This is a genomic window from Achromobacter sp. ACM03, from assembly GCF_014851665.1.
GTDB lineage: Bacteria > Pseudomonadota > Gammaproteobacteria > Burkholderiales > Burkholderiaceae_B > Achromobacter > Achromobacter aegrifaciens.
This window is the reverse complement of sequence record NZ_JACVAD010000002.1, coordinates 842,171-864,127: the sequence shown is the minus strand read 5'-3', so window position 1 is coordinate 864,127 and position 21,957 is coordinate 842,171. Positions and strand designations below refer to the sequence as shown.

Genomic DNA, 21,957 nt, shown 5'->3' with positions numbered 1-21,957 from the left:
CGTCAAAGACTCCCAACCGATCCTCCCTGTTCCTTGCCGCCGCGGTAGCGGTCAAGCCAGGCCTGCATCATCAACACGCCCCACAGATGGCTGTCCCAATTGCGATGGCCCGAGCTGTGCTCGCGCCATTTGCGCAGGATGGGCTCGGGCTCGAACCAGCCCTCCTGGCGCAGGCGCGCCGGGTCCAGCAGCGCATCGGCCCATTCACGCAGCGGGCCGCGCAACCACGCGGCCAGCGGCACGGCGAAGCCGCGCTTGGGACGGTCCACCAGCGCTTGCGGCACATGACGGTGCAGCACCTGGCGCAGCAGCCACTTGCCCGTGTTGCCGCGCACCTTGTATTGGTGCGGCAGGCTCCAGGCGAACTCATACACCCGGTGATCGATCAGCGGCACGCGCGTTTCCAGGCTGACGGCCATGGCGGCGCGGTCCACCTTGACCAGGATGTCGTCCGGCAGGTAGGTCACCGTGTCCAGCTTCATCATGGCTTCGAAAGTGGAACCCTGCATCGCCCGGGCGAATTCGGACACCGGCTCCACCCCGCCCTTCACCACGCTGGAAGGATCGGCCCAGTACGACACGAAATGGCGGTAGAACTCGCCGCGCGTATCGGTGCGCAGCAGCTCGCCCAGCTTGCCGACCTTGCCGCGCCAGGCGCCGCGCCCGGGCAGATGGGTGGACGCACTCAACAACGCGCCGGCGGGCTTGCGCAGCAGCGCCGGGACGCGTTCGCATTGCTGCCACCAGTTGTTCACACGGAAATAGCGCGAATAGCCGCCGAAGAGTTCATCGCCGCCATCGCCGGACAGCGCCACGGTGACGTGCTGGCGCGCCATGCGGGTGACCAGCGAGGTCGGGATCTGCGACGAATCCGCGAACGGCTCGTCGTACATGTCGGCCAGCGTGGGCACCACGGCCAGCGCGTCCTCTGCCGTCACGTACAGTTCGGTGTGGTCGGTGCCAAGATGCGTGGCCACCGCCTTGGCATGCTGCGCCTCGTCGTAGCCCTTCTCGTGAAAGCCGATGGCAAAAGTGCGCACGGGCTGCGAGCTTTGCGCCTGCATCAGAGCCACGATGGTGGACGAGTCGATGCCGCCGGACAGGAAGGCGCCCAGGCTCACGTCCGACAGCATCTGGCCGCCGACCGCCTTGGACAGCACGCCTTCCAGCGCGTCAGTGGCCTGCGCGTCGGATTCGAAAGACAGTAGCGATTGCGCGGAAGTGTCCGCGGCTTCGCGGGCCGACCAGTACACACGCGGCTCGGGCATGCGGCGGCTGCGGGTGTCATCGGCCGTAAATTCGACCCAGGTGCCCGGGGGCAACTTGGCGATACCCTGGTAAATCGACTGCGGCGCTGGAATGTAGTTGTGCCGCATGAACGACGCCAGCGCGTTGCGGTTGAGCTCGCGGCCGAAGCCCGGAATCGGCATCAGGCCCTTGAGTTCGGACGCGAACACCAGCTCGGCGCCTGAATAGCCGTAGTACAGCGGCTTTTCACCCATGCGGTCGCGCGCCAGCATCAGCTTGCGCGAGGCGCGGTCCCACAACGCGATGGCGAACATGCCCACCGCGGCCTGCAAGGTGGCCTCGATGCCCAGGGCGGTAAAGCCCGCCAGCAGCGTTTCCGTATCGGAATGGCCGCGCCACGACGGCGCCAGCGCCGATTGTTCGAGCTGCTTGCGGATGTCGAGGTGGTTGTAGATTTCGCCGTTGAACACCATGACATAGCGGCCGCAGGCCGACGTCATGGGTTGGTGGCCGGCCTCGGTCAGGTCGAGGATCGCCAGGCGCACATGCGCCAGCGCCAGCTCGGCCTCGGGATCCTCCCAGAAACCATTGCTGTCCGGCCCGCGGTGGCGGATGCGGCGGCAGCTTTCCGCCAACACCCGCTCCTTGTTCCCGACAGGGCCCCAAATCCCGACTATTCCGCACATGATGAAGTTCTCGTTGTCACTGTAGCAACGGCGCGACGCGCGGCCTCAACGGCCGGTTCCGCGCACACCGTCAAAAAGTTCTTGCCATTTCTGCAGCACGCGAGCGGCCGAAAAACGGTCGCGCACGTCGGTCGCGGCCTGCGCCATGCGTACACGGTCCGCGTCATTGCGCATGACGGCGTCCAGCGCCTTGCATAGCGCGGGCACGTCGCCATTGGGGCGCACCAGCACGCCGTCCACGCCCTCGCGGATGATCTCGCGCGGCCCCGTGTCGCAATCGAACGACACGGCGGCCAGCCCGCTTGCCATGGATTCGAGCAGGGTATTGGACAGCCCTTCGAAGCGCGACGTCAGTACGTACAGATCGGCGCTGTCATACCAGTCGCCGACGTTGCCTGCGCGCCCCGGCATGAAAATCCGCGACGCCAGGCCGGCCTCGCGGACCTGCGCCTCCAAGGCGCGGCGCTCGTCGCCCTCGCCCAGGATAACCAGATCCCAGCCAGGATGCGACGCCGCCAATTTCGCGTAGGCCTGGATCAGCAGGTCGAAACCCTTGTCGGCGTGCAGGCGCCCCACCGCCAGCAGGCGCTTGCGGCCGTCGCCCGACACCGGCGTCAAGACCGGTTCAGCGCGAGGCAGGGGAAAGTGTACAGGGTTGGGAATGACGGCCAGCTTGCTGCCCGGCACGTGCTGCGCCAGCCAGTCGGCGGTGCCGCGGGTCAGCGCCACCACGCTGCCTGCGCGCGGATATGTGAGGCGGCGCAGGCGCTGCCAGAAGCCCGACAGGGTCTGCGAAGGCGGATGGGTATGCTCGGTGGCGATCACCCGGCAGGACAGGCCCGCGCAGGCCAGTACCGACAGTACCGACGCCGTCGTCATCATGCCCAGCACGATGTCCGGGCGGAACGACTTGACCACGCGGCGCAAGGCGCGCACCCGTTGCACATTGCTCCAGATGCCGCGCAGGCCACCGCCCTCGCCCGCCGTATGCAGGACCTCGCGGCGCACCTTGGGGTGCAGCGTGTAGACGTCGCCCTCGGCGCTGGCCTGCGTCACGACCATGACCTCGCGGCCCATGCCCGCCCAGTGCGCGCTCAGGTCCGCGGCCACGCGCTCCGCGCCGCCGCCATGCAGGGAGTGGATGAACAGCAGGACGCGCGGCGCCGGGCCGGTATCGGTCACGGGCATTCAATCGGCCTCTTTGGGTTCAGGCTTGCGCATTGCCACCAGCAGGTAGCACGCGAAGGACAACAGATACATGAGGCTGGTCGCCAGCATGATGCCGGCCGCTCCCATCCTGGGCGCCAGCACGGTATTCAACACCGCCTTCAGGGCGAAATTGGCGACGGCAATGGCCGCCATCACGCGGTAGCGGTTCTGGCTGGCCAGCAATTGCACCAGGATCAGCACGCCGAAGTAGAACGGCAGTTGCAGCAGCCCCCAGCGAAACACATGCGCCACGGCCTGGGTATTCTCGGCGGTGAAGGCGCCACGCTGGAAAAGCACGGAAACGCCCCACGGCGCCAGTATCCAACCCACGGCGACGGCGGCAGCGCCTGCGGCCACCATCAGCACCGACCATTTAAGCGCCATGCCTCGCGCACGAGCGGTATCGCCGCGCGCCTGCACATCGGCCAGCACCGGCAAGGCCGCGCGCCCCACCGACACGGCGCCAATCCCCAGCACCAGCGACAGCAGCCGGCTGGCATAGCCCAGCGTGGCGTTGGCGTTCGCGCCCAGATTGGCGGCGGCGTACTGGTCCAGCGGACCGACGAAACTCATGGCCACCTGGCCGATCAGCATCACGCCCGCGGCGCCCAGCAGTTCGGGCCAGTGCGGCGATTGCAGCGTCAGCCGGGGCGCGCCCCAGAAGCCGCCATCGGCGCGCGCAGCCAGCCACGCGAGCCAGACGGTCTGGATCGCATAACCCACCAGCGTGCCCCACAGCAGCGGCCCGACGCCGTCGGCGCTGGCGGCCAGCATCACCCAGGCCAGCGTCGCCACGGCCGGCACGCTGTCCAGCAGGGTATTGACGTGTCTTTCCTGCGCCCGCAGCCGCGCGGCGCTGATGCCGGCAACCAGCAGCAGCGCCGACACCGGCGCGAAGGCGACAAGCAGCTGGCCCGTCATGTCGCCCACGTGGGCCGACAAACCCTGGCCCAGCACGCCGACGACCTGCGGCCAGGCGAACCAGGTCAGCAGCGCCAGCGCAATGCCCGCGGCGGCCACCCAGCCCTGCAGCTCGCGGATGAACAGATTTCTTTCGGCGACATCGGCGCGGCGCAGCCGCACCAGCACCGGGATCAGGACCACCGACAGCACGCCCACGATGGTGACCGGCAGCCAGGTGGCCATGGTCATCGTGAACTGGTAGGCGTCCACGGCGTCGCTGACGCCGTAGCGGTACGCCACCGCCATCTCCTTGATGGCGCCGGCGGCCTTGCCCAGCAGCAGGAACACCGCCACCCGGAAGGCGCCCTTGAAGATGCGCTGGTGGTCCGGATGGATGCTGCCGAGTTTTCTGACGAGTGCTTTCAAATCAACGCAGGAATTGCGTGTACCAGGGCATGGCCACTTCCAGGCCTTGCAGCACGGTGTGCGTAGGCTCGTAGCCCAGCAACCGGCCCGCCTTGCTGACGTCCGCCTGCGAATGGCGCACGTCGCCCGCGCGGAAGTCGGCGTAGACCGGCTTCTTGCCATAAACCACGTTTTGGTTGCCCAGGGCTTGCACCAGGAAGCCGAACAGCTGGTTCAAGGTGCTGCGGCCGCTGACCGCCACGTTGTAGACCTGGTTGCGGCCTTCCGGCGCGGCCATGGCCGCGAGGATGTTGGCCTGCACGGCATTTTCCACGAAGCAGAAATCGCGGCTGGTCTCGCCGTCGCCGTTGATGGTGACGTCCTCGTTCTGGATCATCGCGGCCGTCCACTTGGGGATCACGGCCGCGTAAGCGCCATTGGGGTTCTGACGCTTGCCGAATACGTTGAAGTAGCGCAGGCCCACCGTTTCGAAGCCATAGCAGCGCGCAAACACGTCGGCATAAAGCTCGTTGACGTACTTGGTAACCGCGTAGGGAGACAGGGGCTTGCCGATGTTTTCCTCGACCTTGGGCAACGCCGGATGGTCGCCGTAGGTCGAGCTGGATGCTGCGTAGACAAAGGATTTGACCTCCGCATCTCGCGCCGCCACCAGCATATTCAAGAAGCCGCCGATGTTCACTTCGTTGGACGTGATCGGATCCTTCAGCGAGCGCGGCACAGAGCCCAGCGCAGCCTGGTGCAGCACTAGCTCCACGCCTTGCATCGCACGGCGGCATGCTTCCAGGTCGCGGATATCGCCTTCGATGAAGGTGAAGCGGGCCCACTGCTCGGGCGTGACGGAATTGCGCACTTCGTCCAGGTTGTGCTGAAAACCCGTCGCGAAGTTGTCCATGCCGGTCACGGTCTGGCCCAGCTTCAGCAGGGTTTCCAGCAGGTTCGAACCGATGAAGCCGGCGCAGCCGGTCACCAGCCACTTGCGCGGCGCGGCCGACAGTTCCTTTTTGATGGTCTCAAAGCGGGTGGTCATGGGCAGTCCTTACAGGCGCAGATCGGATTCGGAAGGCGAAAGCACGTACTTCAGGTCATACAGGATGTGCTGCGGCTTGCCGAGCTTGCGGATGCCTTCCGCACCCAACGCCTTGAACTGGTTGTGCGCCACGCCCAGGATCACGGCGTCATACTTGCCTTCCTCGGGCTTGGCCACCGGGGTCAGGCCGTATTCGTGCATGGCTTCTTCGGAATCGACCCACGGGTCGTACACGTCGACATCGACGTTGTAGTCGCCCAGTTCCTTCACGATGTCCACGATGCGGGTGTTGCGCAGGTCGGGGCAGTTTTCCTTGAAGGCCAGGCCCATGACCAGCACACGGGCGCCCTGCACGTGGATGCGGCGCTTGGTCATGGCCTTGACCAGTTGCGACACCACGTAGCTGCCCATCGAGTCGTTCAGGCGGCGGCCCGCCAGGATGATCTCGGGGTGATAGCCGATGGATTGCGCCTTGTGAGTCAGGTAATAGGGATCAACGCCGATGCAGTGGCCGCCGACCAGGCCCGGACGGAACGGCAGGAAGTTCCATTTGGTGCCGGCCGCCTGCAGTACGGCTTCGGTGTCGATGCCCATCTTGTTGAAGATCAGGGCCAGCTCGTTGATCAACGCGATGTTCACGTCGCGCTGCGTGTTTTCGATGACCTTGGCGGCCTCGGCCACGCGAATGCTGGAGGCCTTGTGGGTGCCAGCGGTGATGATCTGCTTGTAAAGCTGGTCGACCAGTTCGGCCACTTCGGGCGTCGAACCGGAGGTCACCTTCTTGATCGTGCTGACGCGGTGGTCCTTGTCGCCCGGATTGATGCGCTCGGGGCTGTAGCCGGCAAAGAAGTCCACGTTGAACTTCAGGCCCGACACGCGCTCCAGCACCGGCACGCAGTCTTCTTCGGTGGCGCCAGGGTAGACGGTGGATTCGTAGATGACGATGTCGCCACGCTTGAGCACGGCGCCGATGGTCTCGCTGGCCTTGACCAGCGGGGTCAGGTCCGGCTGCTTGTACTCGTCGATGGGGGTCGGCACGGTCACGATGAACACGTTGGCCTGGCCAAGCACGGCGCGGTCCGCCGTGTAGCTCAACTGGGTTGCTTCCTTCAGCTCTTCATCGCTGACTTCCAGCGTATGGTCGTGGCCCGCCTTGAGCGCGTCGATGCGGCGCGTATTGATATCGAACCCGATGACCGAACGCTTCTTGCCGAACTCCACAGCCAGCGGCAGGCCGACATAGCCCAGGCCGACAACAGCGAGTTTCACATCCTGAATTCGCAACATAACTCTCCCTTCACCGTAGAACGATTACGGCATTTCAAATATGGTCGGGTAATTAGAAAAAGATTACCGAGCCCCCGGCGGCAGCCGCCGGGGCGCCCAAAACTAATCGGAAGCCCGTAAAACGGATGGCAGCAGCAGCCAGCCCGGACGACGCCAGGACACAAGCCGCGAATACAGCCAGATATAGACGGCGGCGAACACCACAAGGCTGACGCACAGCGCCCAGGCGTTGTCCCACCAGATGGTCGCGGGCACCAGGCCGATCAGGGCCAGCACCCACATGTAAGGCGAGGCCAGCGCATTGCACAGTGCCGGCACCGCATGCCGCCGGCCGCGGCTGAACGTGACACGCACCAGACGGCGGAACACCAGCTGGTGCAGGTGCAGCGCATCCGGCTGGTCCACCGGCACGCCGCGCTTGAAGCGGCGGCGCCAGATCGAAAAACCGGTTTCGAAGACGGGATAGAACAACACCGCCAGCGCGTAGAACGGCGACACCGAAGGATTGCGCACCACCAGCAGCACGGCCAGCTCGGCCAGCATGAAGCCCAGGAAGTACGCGCCCCCGTCGCCCAGGAACACGCGCCCGAACGGGAAGTTCCAGACCAGGAAGCCCAGCGTGGCCGAGGCCAGCGCCGCCGCCACCAGGAAAATCGGCACGTCGCCCACTTGCAGCGCCACCAGGCTGATCGAGACGGCCATCAGCGTGGCCACCATGCCGGCCAGGCCGTTCATGCCGTCGACGATATTCAGCGCGTGCGTACAGCCGCCCACCGCGAACATGGTGAACAGCAGCGACACCGGCCAGAAGGAAAGCACGTAATCCACCGGCGCCATGCCCACGCGGCTGACGCCGCCCAGCAGCCACCAGGCGATCGCGGCCGACAGGAAGGCCGCCAGCAGGCGCTTGCTGGCGCCGATGTCCTTGGTGATGTCTTCCAGCAGGCCGGCCACGAACACGGGCAGCGCCGCGACGAATAGCGCGGGCCACAGCCAGGTCAGCGTCATGTTGCTGGGTCCAAGAACCAGCAGGCCCGCCAGCGTGCCCGCGAGCACTGCCAGCCCGCCGACGCGGGGCGTGGCGCGGGAATGGTTGGCTTGGGGCTTGTTGAGGTCGCTGTCGCCGGTGAAGGCGCCATGCCAGCGCTCCGACGCCACGATGAGTCCCCCCACCATGAATGCGACCACGCAAATGTACAGCCAGGTCACCGAGTCACCTCTGGTTGGTCTATCGAGACAGGCCCGCCATTATCGGAGGCAGGTGTAACGCCCATATATGGGAGGAATAAGGAAGTGCAATTCACCGGCACAGAACGTAACGCATTGCGCCATGCCGGCAGCACCAGGTTGGAACTGCCATTTGGCTCGATCGCCAAGGCGAAACCGCGCAGGCGCGGAAATAGGGATTTCATGGAACGATTGTAGAACTTTCCGCCCTGGCGCACGCGAAATATCCAAGGGAAAACGCGCAGACCGCCCCCTGGCATAAGTGCCATGAAGGGCTACGGTCGATGCTCTGTTCCAGTTAAATGGGGACACATTTAAAACATCGAAAAAAAAGCCCGAGATCGTGAGATCTCGGGCTAAATCCACCAAAGGAGGAGGGTGGAGGAGACAACCGTGGCATGTTGGGAGCTGGCCTTCTGCTCGCTACGCTTTCGGGGTTTTGCACCGCGCCGACTGCGTTTCAACATCCGATGAATGAATAGTACCGAGGTTTTTTGTGCGATGCAAGAATTTTTTTAGTCTGCCGCACAAGAGATTTTTTGCGTTGCAAATTTGCCGCAACACCCCAGGCATCCCTCTGGAAACCCGCGCCAATCAATGCCTGTTCCAAAAACAGGGTTTTTGCCGAATGGGTAAACCCACCCGGGGCTTACCCTAGCCATCATCGGGTTATCCCGCTCTGGATTTCGCACCAGAACGGTGCGCCTGGCACCAAGTTGCAGCTATTTTTGCGCATTGCAACATTTCGCTTTCCAACTGCTTCAGACCCAGTAAGCGGTAGTCGTCATGACCTTGGACATCGCCCGCATCGCGGCCTTCACTGGCGCCGGCAAGGGCACTCCACCCGCCGCTTCCGCGCTGGCGCGATGCTGCGCCTCGTCCTCTTTCATCTTCTGCACGATCTGGCGCGACCGCTCGTCTTGCACCGGCAAGGTGCGCAGATGTTCTTCCAGATGCGCTTCGACCTGTTTTTCGGTTTCCGCCATGAAACCCAGATTGCGCGGCACGCCGGCGTAGCTGGCCAGCACGCCGAGCGCAAACGAACCCGCGTACCAAACCGGATTCAGCAGGCTGGGGCGGCTGCCCAGTTCCGTCAGCCTTTGATTGCACCAGGCCAGATGATCCACTTCCTCGGAAGCCGCGTTCAGCAGCAATGCCCGCGGCGCGGGTTCGCGGCATACCGAAGCCTGGCCCCGGTACAGCGCCTGGGCGCAGACCTCGCCGACATGATTCACCCGCATCAAGCCGGCCGCGTGGCGCTTTTCCTGGGCCGACAGGGCTTGCGGCGCCTCATCGGCGGTGGCCGGATACGGACGGCCGGCCGTGGCGCTGCCGGACAGCACCCGCAACGCGCGGTCGGCCTCGGCCAGCAGGGCATCCACGGGGCTGATGCGGCGCAGGAAGGAAACGGGGCTGGGGCGTGACAGAGCGGTGGACATAGGGCAACTCCTCGGCAAGGCTGGCGCACACACCCCTGATGCGGGGCGGGGCTCTCATGCCCGGAATTGTACGCAACAGGTATCATCAGCCATTGACAGCGCTCAAGCTCAAGGACACGACAATATGGAATGCACGATCGACTGGGGCGGCCCGAACGGCATGCTCTTCACCGCCAGCACCGGCAGCGGCCACGTGGCCGTGATGGACGGCGCCGTGGACGGCGGCGGGCACAATCTGGCCCCCCGTCCCATGGAAATGCTGCTGGCCGGCACCGGCGGCTGCACCGCCTATGACGTGGTACTGATCCTCAAGCGCGGGCGCCATGCCGTCAGCGGCTGCAGCGTCAAGCTCCAGGCCGACCGCGCCGATACCGACCCCAAGGTCTTCACCCGCATCCATTTCGCCTTCACCGTTACCGGCCACAACCTGCCGCGCGCCGCGGTCGAGCGCGCGGTGCAGCTGTCGCACGAAAAATACTGCTCGGCCTCGGCCATGCTGGAGAAGACTGCGGCGCTGACCTTCTCGGTCGAGATCGTCGACACGCAGGAAACGCCGGCCGCCGCCTGAACCGCGCCCGCGTGGTGTAATTCATCTATTCCTAACTTATAAGAGCCGCCGCGATCCGTTCGCGGCGGCTGTCTGCGTCACCCGCCGGGCGAGCGTGCGCAAGGACCGCCATGAAACAATACCTGGACCTCGTTCAATCCATCCTGGACACCGGCGCGTGGCAGGAGAACCGCACGGGCATACGCACCCTGAGCATGCCGGGCGCATCGCTGCGCTTCGACCTGCAAAAAGGGTTCCCCGCAGTGACCACGAAGAAGTTGGCCTTCAAGTCCGCCATCGGCGAAATGGTGGGTTTTCTGCGCGCCTCGCGCAGCGCAGCGGAATTCCGCGAGCTTGGCTGCAAGGTCTGGGACCAGAATGCCAACGAGAACAGCCAGTGGCTGGCCAACCCGTACCGGGAAGGACCCGACGACCTGGGCCCGGTCTACGGCGTGCAATGGCGCCAGTGGCCGGCCTACAAGATGCTGGACGCCAGCCGCTCGGCGCAGATCGCCGACGCCCTGTCGCGCGGCTACGCCAAGGTCTCCGATCTGGAGGAAGGCGGCGTGCCCAAGGTGCTGCTCTACAAGGCGGTGGACCAGCTGCGGCAATGCCTGGACACCATTCATGAGCGGCCCGGCGACCGCCGCATCCTGTTCCACGGCTGGAACTGGGCGCAGATCGAGGAAATGGCGCTGCCCCCGTGTCACCTGCTCTACCAATTCCTGCCGAACGCGACGACCCGCGAGATATCGCTGTGCCTGTACATCCGTTCCAACGACGTCGGTTTGGGCACGCCATTCAATCTCACCGAAGGTGCGGCCCTGCTGCATCTGGTCGGCCGACTGACTGGCTACACGCCGCGCTGGTTCACCTATTTCATCGGCGACGCGCACATTTACGAAAACCACCTGCCGATGCTGCGTGAGCAACTCACGCGCGAGCCCTACGAAGCGCCCACGCTGGTGCTGTCGGACCGCATTCCCGATTTCGCGGTCACCGGACGCTATGAGCCCGAATGGCTGGAGAAGGTGGAACCCAGCGACTTTTCATTGTCGGGCTACACCCACCACGCCCCCCTCACCGCCGCCATGGCCGTATAGACCGTGGCAGCCTGCGTGCTCATGGCCGCAGGTGAAGATTGGTGAGCATCTGGAAGCGTGTTTTCGGTATAACCCATCCCTTAGCCATGGACGCGCGTCCAGAAATGCCCGCGCGCCATTGCTTCCGACCGGCACCTGCCGCGCCGTGCCTGTCGCTCGCCGCGACCCGGGCAGTCCGCCCGGCAGCGCCGTCCGCAGGCGTTGCTCAGCCGCACTCCCCTTCCCAAAAAGAGAGCACGTGTATCACCAGCGTCGACCGCCGAATTCTGTCTTGCGACCGACTTGCAACCATAGACTACCAATTGAATTGATATGAAGCCCGCGCGGCGGCAGCATGCGCCAAGGACAGGACCCTACAAATGCTCGTCGGAACTTATAACCCTTCGCTCGTCCTCGTATCTCTAGGAGTCGCCATCCTGGCGTCGTACACGGCGTTGGGCATGGCCAACCGCGTCAGGGCCTCGCACGGGTTGCCCAGCGCGCGCTACTGGTTGGCGGGCGGCGCGTTCGCGATGGGCGTGGGCATCTGGTCCATGCACTTCGTGGGCATGCTGGCCTTCAGCCTGCCCATTGCCATGGGTTATGACCTGCCCCTGACCGTCCTGTCGCTGGTCATTGCCATCGGCTGCTCCGCCTTCGCGCTATGGACCGTAAGCAAGGATGAGCTGCCGCGGCGACGGCTGATGATCGGCGCCCTGCTCATGGGAGCCGGCATCGCGGCGATGCACTACCTCGGCATGGCCGCCATGCTCATGGAACCCGGCATCGTCTACGACGCCAAATGGTTCGCGCTGTCCATCGTGATTGCCGTGGCCGCCTCCGGCGCGGCGCTGTGGATCACCTACCGGCTGCGCCACGGCGGCCCCCGCGTGGTCTGGTCGCGGCCGCTGGCGGCAGTGATCATGGGCATCGCCATCGTCGGCATGCACTACACCGGCATGGCCGCCGCCGGATTCCCCGCAGGTAGTATCTGCATGGCAGCCAACAGCGGCATTTCGGCCGGCTGGCTGGCCATCGCCGTGACCGCGGTGACCCTGAGCGTGCTGGCCATCGCCCTGCTGGTCGCGGTGCTGGACAACCGGCTGGAGGCGCGCACCTCGGCCCTGGCTTCTTCGTTGGCCGAGGCCAACGAAGAACTGGTGCAACTGGCGCTGCACGACACGCTGACCAAGCTGCCCAACCGCATTCTGCTGGAAGACCGGCTGGAGCAGGCGATCGAAAGCGCCAGCCGCCGCAAGGGCTACTTCGCGGTCCTGTTCTTCGACCTGGACGGCTTCAAGGCGGTCAATGACGCCTACGGACACCACACCGGCGACGCTTTGCTGATCGACCTGGCGCAGCGCATCCGCCAGGCCCTGCGCACGCAGGACACCGTGGCGCGCCTGGGCGGCGACGAGTTCATCGTGCTGAGCGAAGTGATCGAACCCACCGACGCAGCCAACGTCGCTGACCGCCTCATCGACGCCATCGCACGACCCGTCACTGTCTACGGGCATGAGGTGATGGTGACCTCGAGCGTGGGCATCGCCATCTATCCCAACGACGGCCAGGACACCCACGCCCTGCTGACCAACGCCGATGCGGCGATGTACCACGCCAAGCGCCTGGGCGGCACTGGCTACAGCTTCTTCGAACCGTCCATGAATGCGGACGCGCACGAGCAGATCGAACTGCTGCACGACCTGCGCCTGGCGCAGGAGCGCAACCAGCTCGTCCTGCACTACCAACCCAAGTACGAAGCGCCCGCCGGCCCCATCATCGGCGCCGAGGCGCTGCTGCGCTGGAACCACCCGACCCGCGGCCTGGTGGGCCCGGACCAGTTCATCCCCACGGCGGAAAAGACCGGCCTGATCCTGTCCATCGGCGAATGGGTGATCAACGAGGCCTGCCGCCAGATGCGGGAATGGATCAACGCCGGCCAGGGCCACTGGACCGTCGCCGTCAATATCTCGGCCCTGCAGTTCGCCCACGCCAGCCTGGTGGAAACGGTACGCTCGGCCCTGGACCGCCATGGCGTGCCGCCGGCCTGCCTGACCCTGGAAGTGACCGAGTCCACCGCCATGCGCGACGCCGAGGCCAGCCTGGCGGTGCTCAAGCGCCTGTCGAACCTGGGCGTGACGATTTCGATCGACGACTTCGGCACCGGCTATTCCAGCCTGCTCTATCTGAAGCGGCTGCCGGCCACCGAGCTGAAGATCGACCGCGGCTTCGTCAACCAGCTGGAAAACGACAACGAGGACGCCGCCATCGTGTCGGCCATCGTCGCGCTGGCGCAGCAACTCAACCTGCGCATCGTCGCCGAGGGCGTGGAAACGCCGGCGCAACAGAAGTTCCTGACGGGCCTGGGCTGCGATTCGCTGCAGGGCTTCCTGCTGGGCAAACCCATGCCCGCCACCGAATTCCTGGAACACGCGGTCGACTGAGCGGCCCGCGCGGCGCAAGCCGCCGCGCAAATTTGCTACGCTTGCCGTAGCCAACCGGCCGAACCCCTACCGTCCCGACCCCGCATGCCCGCCAGCCTTACCCTCATCGTCGCCTACTCCACCAATCGCGCCATCGGACGCGACAATGCCCTGCCCTGGAAACTGCCGGGCGATCTGGCGCATTTCAAGCGCAGCACCCTGGGCCACCCCATCATCATGGGCCGCAAGACCTGGGACTCGCTGGGTCGGCCGTTGCCCGGCCGCAGCAACATCGTGATCAGCCGCAACCCCGATTTCAGCGCTGCGGGCGCCATCGTGGTGCCGTCGCTCGAAGCAGCGATCCAGGCCTGCGGCGACATCGATGCGGCCTATGTGATCGGCGGCGCGCAGATCTACGCGCAAGCCCTGCCGCTGGCCCAGCGCGTGCTGGCCACTGAAGTCCGCGCCGAGGTTGAAGGCGACGCCTTCTTCCCCCTGCTGCCCGCCTTCCAATGGAAGGAAACGGCGCGCGAAGCGCAGCCGGCCGAAAACGGCTACGAATACGATTTCGTGACTTACGAGCGCCAGTGACTCAGGCCGCCGCCCCGGCATTTCGCATGAAGCGCCAGAGCGCTGGCGCCTCCGAGTAAGCGACGTTGAAACGCACCCAGGGCGTATCGGCCTCGTCCGCCTCGAAATAGGAACCGGGCGCCAGCCAGATCCCGTCCTTTAGCGCCAGTTCCGCGAGTCCGTTGGCGCCGCGTTCGCGCCACTGCCCGGCCACCTTGGCCCACAGGAAGAGGCCGCCTTGCGGCCTCCCATATATCTCGAAGCCATGCTGCGCCATCAGCTCGCCCACGCCGGCATGGGCCTCTGCCAGCCGTTCGCGGGTGCGGGCGATGTGGGCACGGTAGCGGCCTTCGCGGATGACCTGGTGGACGATGCGCTCCATGATCTCCGGCGAGGTCAGGCCCACCGCCATCTTGGTGCGCGCGATGTCGCGCGCCAGATCGCGATGCGCCACCACGTAGCCCACCCGCACCGATGGACTGATGACCTTGGAGTAGCCGCCCAGGTAGACCACGCGCCGCGCCCCGTCCAGGGCGGCCAGCATGGGCGTTACGCCGGGCGCAAGTTCGCGCGAGATATCGTCTTCCACCACCCACAGGCCATGCCGCTCGGCCGCCTGCAGGATGCGGAAGGCATTGGCCATGCTGATGCTGGCGCCCGACGGGTTCTGCAAGGCGGTGTTGACGACCAGCGCTCTCGGCCGGTGGCGAGCCACCACCGCTTCCAGCGCCTCGCAGTCCAGCCCGTCCGGCGTGCGGGGCACGGACACCGCGCGCAAGCCAGCCAGGCGCAGCATCTGCAGCAGGTTGGCGTAGGCGGGCTGTTCCACCACCACCGTGTCGCCCGGCCGCAGCAGGGTGCGTATCACCATGTCCAGCCCGTGCGTCACGCCCTGGGTCAGCACGACCTGCGAGGCCTCGACCTCCATGCCCTGCGCGCTCAGGCTGGCCGCGATGGTCTCGCGCAGCGGCGCGTAGCCGTAGGGATGGCCGTAGTTCGCGATACGCATGGCCGGCACCCGCCCCATATGGCGCAGGGCCATGTGCAGCCCCTCTTCGTTCAACCATTCGCCCGGCAGCCAGCCGCAGCCCGATTTGATGGGGATGGAATGGTCCGCGAAGATATCCGACAGCAGCCAGCCGGCGTTCAGGCGCGGCGGCTCCCAGGATGGCGGCTGGGCGGGGCGCGCCGGCGCGTCCGGCGTCGCGACCCGATAGCCCGCGCCCGGCCGCGCCGCCAGCCAGCCCAGCGATACCAGCCGGCTGTAGGCGCTGGCCACCGTGAAGGTGCTGACGTCATACAGGCGAGCAAACTCCCGCACCGAGGGTAGGGACATACCCGGACGCAGTGTCTGTTCTTCGATGGCGCGCAGGATGGCGGCGACCAGCTGCTCGACCAGGGTCGGCGCCTGGCCGCGAGCGCGGTTGGGCTGGAAATCGATCACGGAGATAACTGTACAGTTGTGTCGTTCATAACTATACAGTTAGCCGCATTTGCGCGGATCGTATATTTTCATTCCTATCCGGACGCACCAGAATCGTTTCAATCCCGCTGGCTGCACAACCGTCGCCCAAGTCCAGCGCTTGTCCGTCCCCTGGAGCCGCCATGAACGCCCCCGACAAACTGCCCGACCTGTCCCACCTCTGGATGCCCTTCACTGCCAACAAGCAGTTCAAGGCCCACCCTCGCATGCTGGCGACCGCCAAGGGCATGTATTACACCTCGACCGACGGCCGCCAGATCCTGGACGGCACGGCCGGCCTGTGGTGCGTCAACGCCGGCCACGGCCGCGAGGAAATCGTCGCCGCGATCGCCAAACAGGCAGGCGTGATGGACTACGCGCCGGGCTTCCAGCTGGGCCACCCGCTGGCCTTCGAGGCCGCGACCGCCGTCGCCAGCATGATGCCGCAGGGCCTGGACCGGGTTTTCTTCACGAACTCGGGCTCCGAATCCGTCGACACCTGCCTGAAGATCGCCCTGGCCTATCACCGCGCCCGCGGCGAAGGCCAGCGCACCCGCCTGATCGGCCGCGAGCGCGGCTACCACGGCGTAGGCTTCGGCGGCATCTCGGTCGGCGGCATCTCGACCAACCGCAAGACCTTCTCCGGCGCGCTGCTGCCCGCCGTGGATCATCTGCCGCACACCCACAACATCGAGCAGAACGCCTATTCCAAGGGCCAGCCGGCCTGGGGCGCGCACCTTGCCGACGAACTGGAGCGCATCGTCGCCCTGCACGACCCGTCCACCATCGCCGCGGTCATCGTCGAACCCATGGCGGGTTCGACCGGCGTGCTGATCCCGCCCAAGGGCTATCTGGAAAAGTTGCGCGAGATCACCTCCAAGCACGGCATCCTGCTGATATTCGACGAAGTCATCACCGCGTACGGCCGCCTGGGCGCCGCCACGGCCTCCGAGTTCTTCGGCGTCACGCCGGACATCATCGCCATGGCCAAGGGCGTGAGCAACGCCGCCGTGCCGGCTGGCGCGGTCGCGGTCAAGCGCGAAGTGCATGACGCCATCGTCAACGGCCCGGCCGGCGGCATCGAGTTCTTCCACGGCTACACCTATTCGGCGCACCCGCTGGCCGCCGCCGCCATCCTGGCCACGCTGGACATCTACCGCCGCGAAGACCTGTTCGGCCGCGCCCGCAAGCTGTCCGGCGCCTTCCAGGAAGCCGCCCACAGCCTGAAGGGCGCGCCGCACGTCATCGACGTGCGCAACCTGGGTCTGGTCTGCGGCATTGAGCTCGCGCCGCGCGCGGGCGCTCCCGGCGCGCGCGCCGCCGAAGTCTTCCAGAAGTGCTTCGACAGCGGCCTGATGGTGCGGTACACCGGCGACATCATCGCGATCTCGCCCCCGCTCATCATCGAAGAGGCGCAGATCGGCCAGATCTTCGAACAGATCGGCCGCATCCTGAAAGAAGTCGCCTGATCGTCCGCCGCCCCGCGAGGGGCGGTTTTTCGCCTGGGCGGCCGACGGCCGCCCTGTGGCATTTTTCAAAGCCCCAGATTCGAGCGTTCCCATGAAGAAGATCCCGCATTTCATCAATGGCCAGCACTACGACGGCCGCAGCAACCGCTACGCCGACGGCTTCAACCCCGCCACCGGCGAAGTCACCGCGTCCATTCCGCTGGCGTCGAATGACGAAGTCGCGCTGGCCGTGGCCGCTGCCAAGGCCGCGTTTCCGGCCTGGTCCGAAACGCCCGCGCTCAAGCGCGCACGCATCCTGTTCAATTTCAAGGCGCTGCTGGACAAGCATCAGGACGAACTGGCAGAACTGATCACCCGCGAACATGGCAAGGTCTTCTCCGACGCCAAGGGCGAGGTCACGCGTGGCATCGAAATCGTCGAATTCGCCTGCGGCATTCCGCAGTTGATGAAGGGCCAGTACTCCGACCAGATCGGCGGCGGCATCGACAACTGGAGCATGCGCCAGGCCCTGGGCGTAGTGGCCGGCATCACGCCGTTCAACTTCCCCATGATGGTGCCGTGCTGGATGTTCCCGGTGGCCATCGCCTGCGGCAACACTTTCGTGCTCAAGCCTTCCGAGCGCGACCCGTCGGCGTCCGTGCGCCTGGCCGAACTGCTGGCCGAAGCCGGCCTGCCCGAAGGCGTGTTCAACGTCGTGCACGGCGACAAGCAGGCGGTGGACGCGCTGATCGCGCATCCCGACGTCGAGGCCCTGTCCTTCGTCGGCTCGACGCCGATTGCCGAATACATCTACGCCGAAGGCACCCGCCGCGGCAAGCGCGTGCAGGCGCTGGGCGGCGCGAAGAACCACATGGTGGTCATGCCCGATGCCGACCTGGACCAGGTCACCGACGCGCTGATGGGCGCGGCCTACGGCTCGGCCGGCGAACGCTGCATGGCCATCTCGGTGGCGGTGGCGGTGGGCGACGTGGCCGACAAGGTGGTCGAACGCCTGACGCCGCGCGTCAAGGCGCTGGTGGTCAAGGACGGCATGCAAGGCGATGCGGAGATGGGCCCGCTCGTCACCTCGCAGCATCGCGGCAAGGTCGTGGGCTATATCGAAGACGGCATCGCCGCCGGCGCCACGCTGGTGGTCGACGGCCGCGGCTTGAAGGTACCTGGCAACGAAAAGGGCTTCTTCCTCGGCGGCACGCTGTTCGACAACGTCAAGCCTGCCATGAACATCTACCGCGAAGAAATCTTCGGGCCTGTGCTGTGCGTGGTGCGCGTGCCGGACTTCGCCTCGGCAGTCGAACTGATCAACGCCCATGAATTCGGCAACGGCGTGGCCTGCTTCACGTCCGACGGCGGCGTGGCGCGCGCCTTCGCGCGCCAGATCAAGGTCGGCATGGTCGGCATCAACGTGCCGATCCCGGTACCCATGGCCTGGCATTCGTTCGGCGGCTGGAAGCGCTCGCTGTTCGGCGACCATCACGCCTACGGCGAAGAAGGCATCCGCTTCTATTCGCGCTACAAGAGCGTGATGCAGCGCTGGCCTGACAGCATCGCCAAGGGCGCCGAGTTCACCATGCCTGTAGCGAAGTGAGCCCCCCGGAGCGCTGCGCGCTTCCCCCTCAGGCGGGCCCCCCTCAAGGGGGCGTCGCTGCGGACCGGCAAAGCCGGATCCGCGCGACCCCGCTTGGGACGATCTTGCCAGTTAGTTGCGTTGTGCCCGTTTGCAGCGGGAACTGAAACGGGCGCGGCGTAGCCGCGCCTTCCTCATATCAAAAACGACAAGGGGAATCCTGATGCGCATCGGGATAGGCGGCTTTCAGCATGAGACCAATACGTTCGCGCCTTCGCGCGCGGCGTGGGAAGATTTTGCCGAGAAAGGCGGGGGCTGGCCCAAGCTGGTCAGCGGGCCCGCCATGTTCCAGGCGGTGGCGGGCGCCAACATACCGGTGGCGGGCTTCATCGAAGCCATGGGACGGCACACCTTGCTACCTACTACCTGGGCGGCGGCCAGCCCCTCGGGTCCGGTCACCAAGGATGCGTTCGAACGCATCAGCGCGATGATCCTGCAGGGGCTGTCGCAGGCGCTGCCGCTGGATGGCGTCTATCTGGACCTGCACGGCGCCATGGTCACGGAACACCTGGACGACGGCGAAGGCGAACTGCTCAAACGCGTGCGCGAGCTGGTGGGTCCGGACGTGCCTGTCGTGGCCAGCCTGGACCTGCATGCCAACGTCACCCGCGCCATGGTGCGCCACGCGGACGCGCTGGTCTGCTATCGCACCTATCCTCACATCGACATGGCCGAAACCGGGCAGCGCGCAGCCGAACTGCTGGCCGCGCGGCTGGCGGGCGCGCCGCGGCCCTGCGTGGCCCTGCGTGCGCTGCCCTACCTGATTTCGCTGTGCTGGCAGTCCACCGACATCGAACCCTCGCGCAGCCTGTACCAGATGGTGGGCGACATCGAAGCGCGTGGCGCCCTTAGCCTGTCGTTCGCCACGGGTTTTCCCGCAGCCGATTTCCCCGAGTGCGCGCCCACCGTTTGGGCTTATGGCGCCACCCAAGCCGACGCCGACGCCGCTGCCGACGAAATGGCGCGCGCCGTGCTCAACGCCGAACGCGACTTCGGCGGCAGGCTCTACACACCCGACGAAGCCGTGCAGGAAGCCATGCGCCTGGCGCGCGACGCGCACAAACCCGTGGTCATCGCCGACGCGCAGGACAACCCGGGCGCGGGCGGCAGCTCGGACACCACCGGCGTCTTGCGCGCCCTGATCCGGCACGATGCGCGCGACACCGCCATCGGCCTCATCGTCGACCCCGCGGCCGCGCTGGCGGCCCATCGCGCGGGCGCTGGAAACAAGGTACGTATTGCATTGGGTGGACACTCGGGTATTCCCGACGATGAACCGCTGGACACCGAGTTCATCGTCGAGAAAACTTCAGATGGACGCTTCGATACGCACGGCGCCTTCTATCGCGGCTTCCATATGGACCTGGGCCCCAGCGCCTGCCTGCGCGTGGGCGGCGTACGCATCATCGTCGCCTCCAACAAGGTGCAGATGGCCGACCAGGAGATGTTCCGCTTCGCCGGCGTGGAACCGCAACGCGCAGCGATCCTGGTGGTCAAGAGCTCCGCCCACTTCCGCGCGGATTTCACCGGCATCGCGGAAAAGATCCTGGTATGCGCGGCCCCGGGTTCCATGCTGATGGATGCGGCAAAACAACCATGGACACGGTTGCGTCCCGGCATCAGAATGGCGCCTTGCGGACCTGTCTTTTCGGGCGGGCCCGCTACCGCCTGAAGCTCGCACGCCGCCACCGCGCGGCGGACCAACGACGCAGCGGCGCGATGGCGCCGCTCACCACGCATCAAGGGGAACATTCATGCTGAAGTACGTCCGAGCGGCCGCGCTGGCCGGCGCCACCATGATGATGGCTCACGGCGCCTACGCCGAGACCGTCATCAAGTCGGTGATGCACTCGCCTCTGCGCCTGACCGACCCGCATGCCACCACCGCGTACATCACGACGTGGCACGGCTACATGATTTACGACACCCTGCTGGCCACCGACGCCGACAACAAGATCCAGCCGCAGATGCTGGAAAAGTGGGAAGTCTCCCCCGACGGCAAGACCTACACCATGACCTTGCGCGACGGCCAGAAATGGCATGACGGCAAGCCGGTGACGTCCGAGGATTGCGTCGCTTCGATCAAGCGCTGGGCCGCCGGCGACGGCATGGGCCGCACGCTGCTGAAGTTCACCGACAAGATCGAAGTCATCGACGACAAGAATTTCCGCATCGTCATGAAGGAACCCACGGACCTGGCGCTGCGCGCCCTGTCCAAGCCCACCGGCACCGCGCCGTTCATGATGCCCAAGCGCATCGCCGAACAGGCCATCGGTCAGCCCATCACCGACATGACCGGCTCGGGTCCGTTCAAGGTCATCGAATTCAAGCCGGGCGTGAAGACCGTCTACGCCAAGAACGCCGACTACGTGCCGCGCAAGGAACCCGCAAGCGGCCTGGCCGGCGGCAAGGTCGTCAACGTCGACAAGGTCGAATGGGACGTCATGCCGGATGCGCTGACCACCGCCAACGCGCTGCTGGGCGGCGAGATCGACTTCGTCGAACAGTTCCCCTACGACCTGCTGCCGATGATCGAAGGCAACAAGGATCTGAAGGAAGAGTCGCTCAGCCCGGTCGGCTACTTCACGATGTACCGCTTCAACTTCAAGTACCCGCCCTTCAACAATAAGAAGGTGCGCCAGGCCGCGATGTACGCCATCGGCCAGGAAGACGTGATGAAGGCGCTGGTCGGCAATCCGAAGTACTGGAAGACCTGCGCCTCGCTGTGGGGTTGCGGCACGCCGCTGGAAAGCGACATCGGCAAGGACATGGTGGTGCCGTCCAACATCGAAAAGGCCAAGGCGCTGCTGAAGGAAGCGGGCTACGACAACACGCCCATCCTGGTCATGCACGCGACCGACGTCGGTACGCTGTCGGCGCAGCCGGTGGTGATGGCGCAGGCGCTGCGCAAGGCCGGCTTCAACGTCAACCTGGCCGCGATGGACTGGCAAAGCGTCGCAACGCGCCGCGCCTCGAAGGCTGCGCCCGCGGAAGGCGGCTGGAACATCCACAACACCAACTGGTACGCCACCGACGTGATGGACCCGGTCCGTTCCGCCCCGGCCGCGGCCAACGGCGACAACGCCTGGTTCGGCTGGCCCGACTTCCCGCAGATCGAAGAGCTGCGCACCAAGATGGCGCTGACCTCCGACCCCGCGGAACAGAAGAAGATCGCCGAGGAAGTGCAGCGCATCGGCATCGATGAAGGCCTGTACGTGCCGCTGGGCCAGATGTCCGTGCCCACCGTCTACTCGACCAAGCTCTCGGGCCTGGTGCACGCGCCGGTGTTCGCGTTCTGGAACGTCAAGAAAGCCCCTTGATGGGCAAG

The 21,957-nt window shown here is 65.8% G+C and carries 16 protein-coding genes; 8 read left to right on the top strand and 8 right to left on the bottom strand.

Going from position 1 to position 21,957, the window contains the following annotated elements:
* Positions 1-2 precede the first annotated feature (2 nt).
* The 7 genes from asnB to coq7 form a co-directional block, all read right to left on the bottom strand.
* Positions 3-1,934, bottom strand: coding sequence for an asparagine synthase (glutamine-hydrolyzing) (gene asnB / locus IB257_RS12120; protein ID WP_192329358.1), 1,932 nt, complete (start codon positions 1,932-1,934; stop codon positions 3-5).
* Positions 1,935-1,979: 45 nt separating this feature from the next.
* A complete protein-coding gene (locus tag IB257_RS12115) occupies positions 1,980-3,122 on the bottom strand; it encodes a glycosyltransferase family 4 protein (protein ID WP_192353916.1) in 1,143 nt (380 codons plus the stop codon).
* Positions 3,123-4,472 carry a murein biosynthesis integral membrane protein MurJ gene (gene murJ, locus IB257_RS12110; protein WP_192353915.1) on the bottom strand — a complete coding sequence of 450 codons (1,350 nt, stop codon included), beginning with the start codon at positions 4,470-4,472 and terminating at the stop codon, positions 3,123-3,125.
* A 1-nt stretch (position 4,473) separates the two neighbouring features.
* Entirely contained in the window at positions 4,474-5,499 is a 1,026-nt protein-coding gene (locus IB257_RS12105; protein WP_125470104.1) for an SDR family oxidoreductase, read from the bottom strand.
* Between the two features lie 9 nt (positions 5,500-5,508).
* Positions 5,509-6,786: a Vi polysaccharide biosynthesis UDP-N-acetylglucosamine C-6 dehydrogenase TviB gene (tviB, locus tag IB257_RS12100; RefSeq protein WP_054451976.1), complete on the bottom strand. Its 1,278-nt coding sequence runs from the start codon at positions 6,784-6,786 to the stop codon at positions 5,509-5,511.
* Positions 6,787-6,888: 102 nt separating this feature from the next.
* A complete protein-coding gene (locus tag IB257_RS12095) occupies positions 6,889-7,995 on the bottom strand; it encodes a glycosyltransferase (RefSeq protein WP_125470105.1) in 1,107 nt (368 codons plus the stop codon).
* A 779-nt stretch (positions 7,996-8,774) separates the two neighbouring features.
* Positions 8,775-9,452, bottom strand: a complete 678-nt coding sequence (gene coq7, locus IB257_RS12090) for a 2-polyprenyl-3-methyl-6-methoxy-1,4-benzoquinone monooxygenase (protein ID WP_013396216.1) — start codon at positions 9,450-9,452, stop codon at positions 8,775-8,777.
* 124 nt (positions 9,453-9,576) lie between these two features.
* Here coq7 and IB257_RS12085 point away from each other — a divergent pair, with 124 nt between their 5' ends.
* The 4 genes from IB257_RS12085 to IB257_RS12070 all read left to right on the top strand — a co-directional run bounded on the left by IB257_RS12085 (position 9,577) and on the right by IB257_RS12070 (position 14,095).
* On the top strand, positions 9,577-10,020 hold the full coding sequence (locus IB257_RS12085; RefSeq protein WP_119450316.1) for an OsmC family protein: 444 nt from the start codon (positions 9,577-9,579) through the stop codon (positions 10,018-10,020).
* 110 nt (positions 10,021-10,130) lie between these two features.
* A complete protein-coding gene (locus IB257_RS12080; RefSeq protein ID WP_054451978.1) occupies positions 10,131-11,102 on the top strand; it encodes a thymidylate synthase in 972 nt (323 codons plus the stop codon).
* 359 nt (positions 11,103-11,461) lie between these two features.
* Positions 11,462-13,525, top strand: a complete 2,064-nt coding sequence (locus IB257_RS12075) for a bifunctional diguanylate cyclase/phosphodiesterase (RefSeq protein ID WP_054451979.1) — start codon at positions 11,462-11,464, stop codon at positions 13,523-13,525.
* An 84-nt stretch (positions 13,526-13,609) separates the two neighbouring features.
* On the top strand, positions 13,610-14,095 hold the full coding sequence (locus tag IB257_RS12070; protein ID WP_054451980.1) for a dihydrofolate reductase: 486 nt from the start codon (positions 13,610-13,612) through the stop codon (positions 14,093-14,095).
* 1 nt (position 14,096) lies between these two features.
* Here the strand turns inward: IB257_RS12070 and IB257_RS12065 are convergent, their stop codons facing one another.
* Positions 14,097-15,518, bottom strand: coding sequence for a PLP-dependent aminotransferase family protein (locus IB257_RS12065; protein ID WP_054451981.1), 1,422 nt, complete (start codon positions 15,516-15,518; stop codon positions 14,097-14,099).
* Between the two features lie 161 nt (positions 15,519-15,679).
* Here IB257_RS12065 and IB257_RS12060 point away from each other — a divergent pair, with 161 nt between their 5' ends.
* From IB257_RS12060 to IB257_RS12045, 4 genes are all read left to right on the top strand, one after another.
* Positions 15,680-17,005, top strand: a complete 1,326-nt coding sequence (locus IB257_RS12060) for an aspartate aminotransferase family protein (RefSeq protein WP_175180591.1) — start codon at positions 15,680-15,682, stop codon at positions 17,003-17,005.
* Positions 17,006-17,096: 91 nt separating this feature from the next.
* Positions 17,097-18,590 (top strand): CoA-acylating methylmalonate-semialdehyde dehydrogenase, encoded by a 1,494-nt coding sequence (locus IB257_RS12055; protein WP_054451983.1) that lies wholly within the window; start codon positions 17,097-17,099, stop codon positions 18,588-18,590.
* 202 nt (positions 18,591-18,792) lie between these two features.
* On the top strand, positions 18,793-20,301 hold the full coding sequence (locus tag IB257_RS12050) for a M81 family metallopeptidase (RefSeq protein WP_119450318.1): 1,509 nt from the start codon (positions 18,793-18,795) through the stop codon (positions 20,299-20,301).
* An 82-nt stretch (positions 20,302-20,383) separates the two neighbouring features.
* Complete coding sequence (locus IB257_RS12045) at positions 20,384-21,949, top strand: ABC transporter substrate-binding protein (protein ID WP_054451985.1); 1,566 nt, start codon at positions 20,384-20,386, stop codon at positions 21,947-21,949.
* Positions 21,950-21,957 lie beyond the last annotated feature (8 nt).

Excerpts from the sequence above, each read along its gene's own strand:
- IB257_RS12060 (WP_175180591.1), top strand. The coding sequence starts at position 15,680 with ATGAACGCCCCCGACAAACTGCCCGACCTGTCCCACCTCTGGATGCCC.
- tviB (WP_054451976.1), bottom strand. The coding sequence starts at position 6,786 with ATGTTGCGAATTCAGGATGTGAAACTCGCTGTTGTCGGCCTGGGCTAT.
- IB257_RS12115 (WP_192353916.1), bottom strand. The coding sequence starts at position 3,122 with ATGCCCGTGACCGATACCGGCCCGGCGCCGCGCGTCCTGCTGTTCATC.
- IB257_RS12105 (WP_125470104.1), bottom strand. The coding sequence starts at position 5,499 with ATGACCACCCGCTTTGAGACCATCAAAAAGGAACTGTCGGCCGCGCCG.
- IB257_RS12075 (WP_054451979.1), top strand. The coding sequence starts at position 11,462 with ATGCTCGTCGGAACTTATAACCCTTCGCTCGTCCTCGTATCTCTAGGA.
- IB257_RS12080 (WP_054451978.1), top strand. The coding sequence starts at position 10,131 with ATGAAACAATACCTGGACCTCGTTCAATCCATCCTGGACACCGGCGCG.
- coq7 (WP_013396216.1), bottom strand. The coding sequence starts at position 9,452 with ATGTCCACCGCTCTGTCACGCCCCAGCCCCGTTTCCTTCCTGCGCCGC.
- IB257_RS12045 (WP_054451985.1), top strand. The coding sequence starts at position 20,384 with ATGCTGAAGTACGTCCGAGCGGCCGCGCTGGCCGGCGCCACCATGATG.
- asnB (WP_192329358.1), bottom strand. The coding sequence starts at position 1,934 with ATGTGCGGAATAGTCGGGATTTGGGGCCCTGTCGGGAACAAGGAGCGG.
- IB257_RS12050 (WP_119450318.1), top strand. The coding sequence starts at position 18,793 with ATGCGCATCGGGATAGGCGGCTTTCAGCATGAGACCAATACGTTCGCG.
- IB257_RS12055 (WP_054451983.1), top strand. The coding sequence starts at position 17,097 with ATGAAGAAGATCCCGCATTTCATCAATGGCCAGCACTACGACGGCCGC.
- IB257_RS12070 (WP_054451980.1), top strand. The coding sequence starts at position 13,610 with ATGCCCGCCAGCCTTACCCTCATCGTCGCCTACTCCACCAATCGCGCC.
- IB257_RS12085 (WP_119450316.1), top strand. The coding sequence starts at position 9,577 with ATGGAATGCACGATCGACTGGGGCGGCCCGAACGGCATGCTCTTCACC.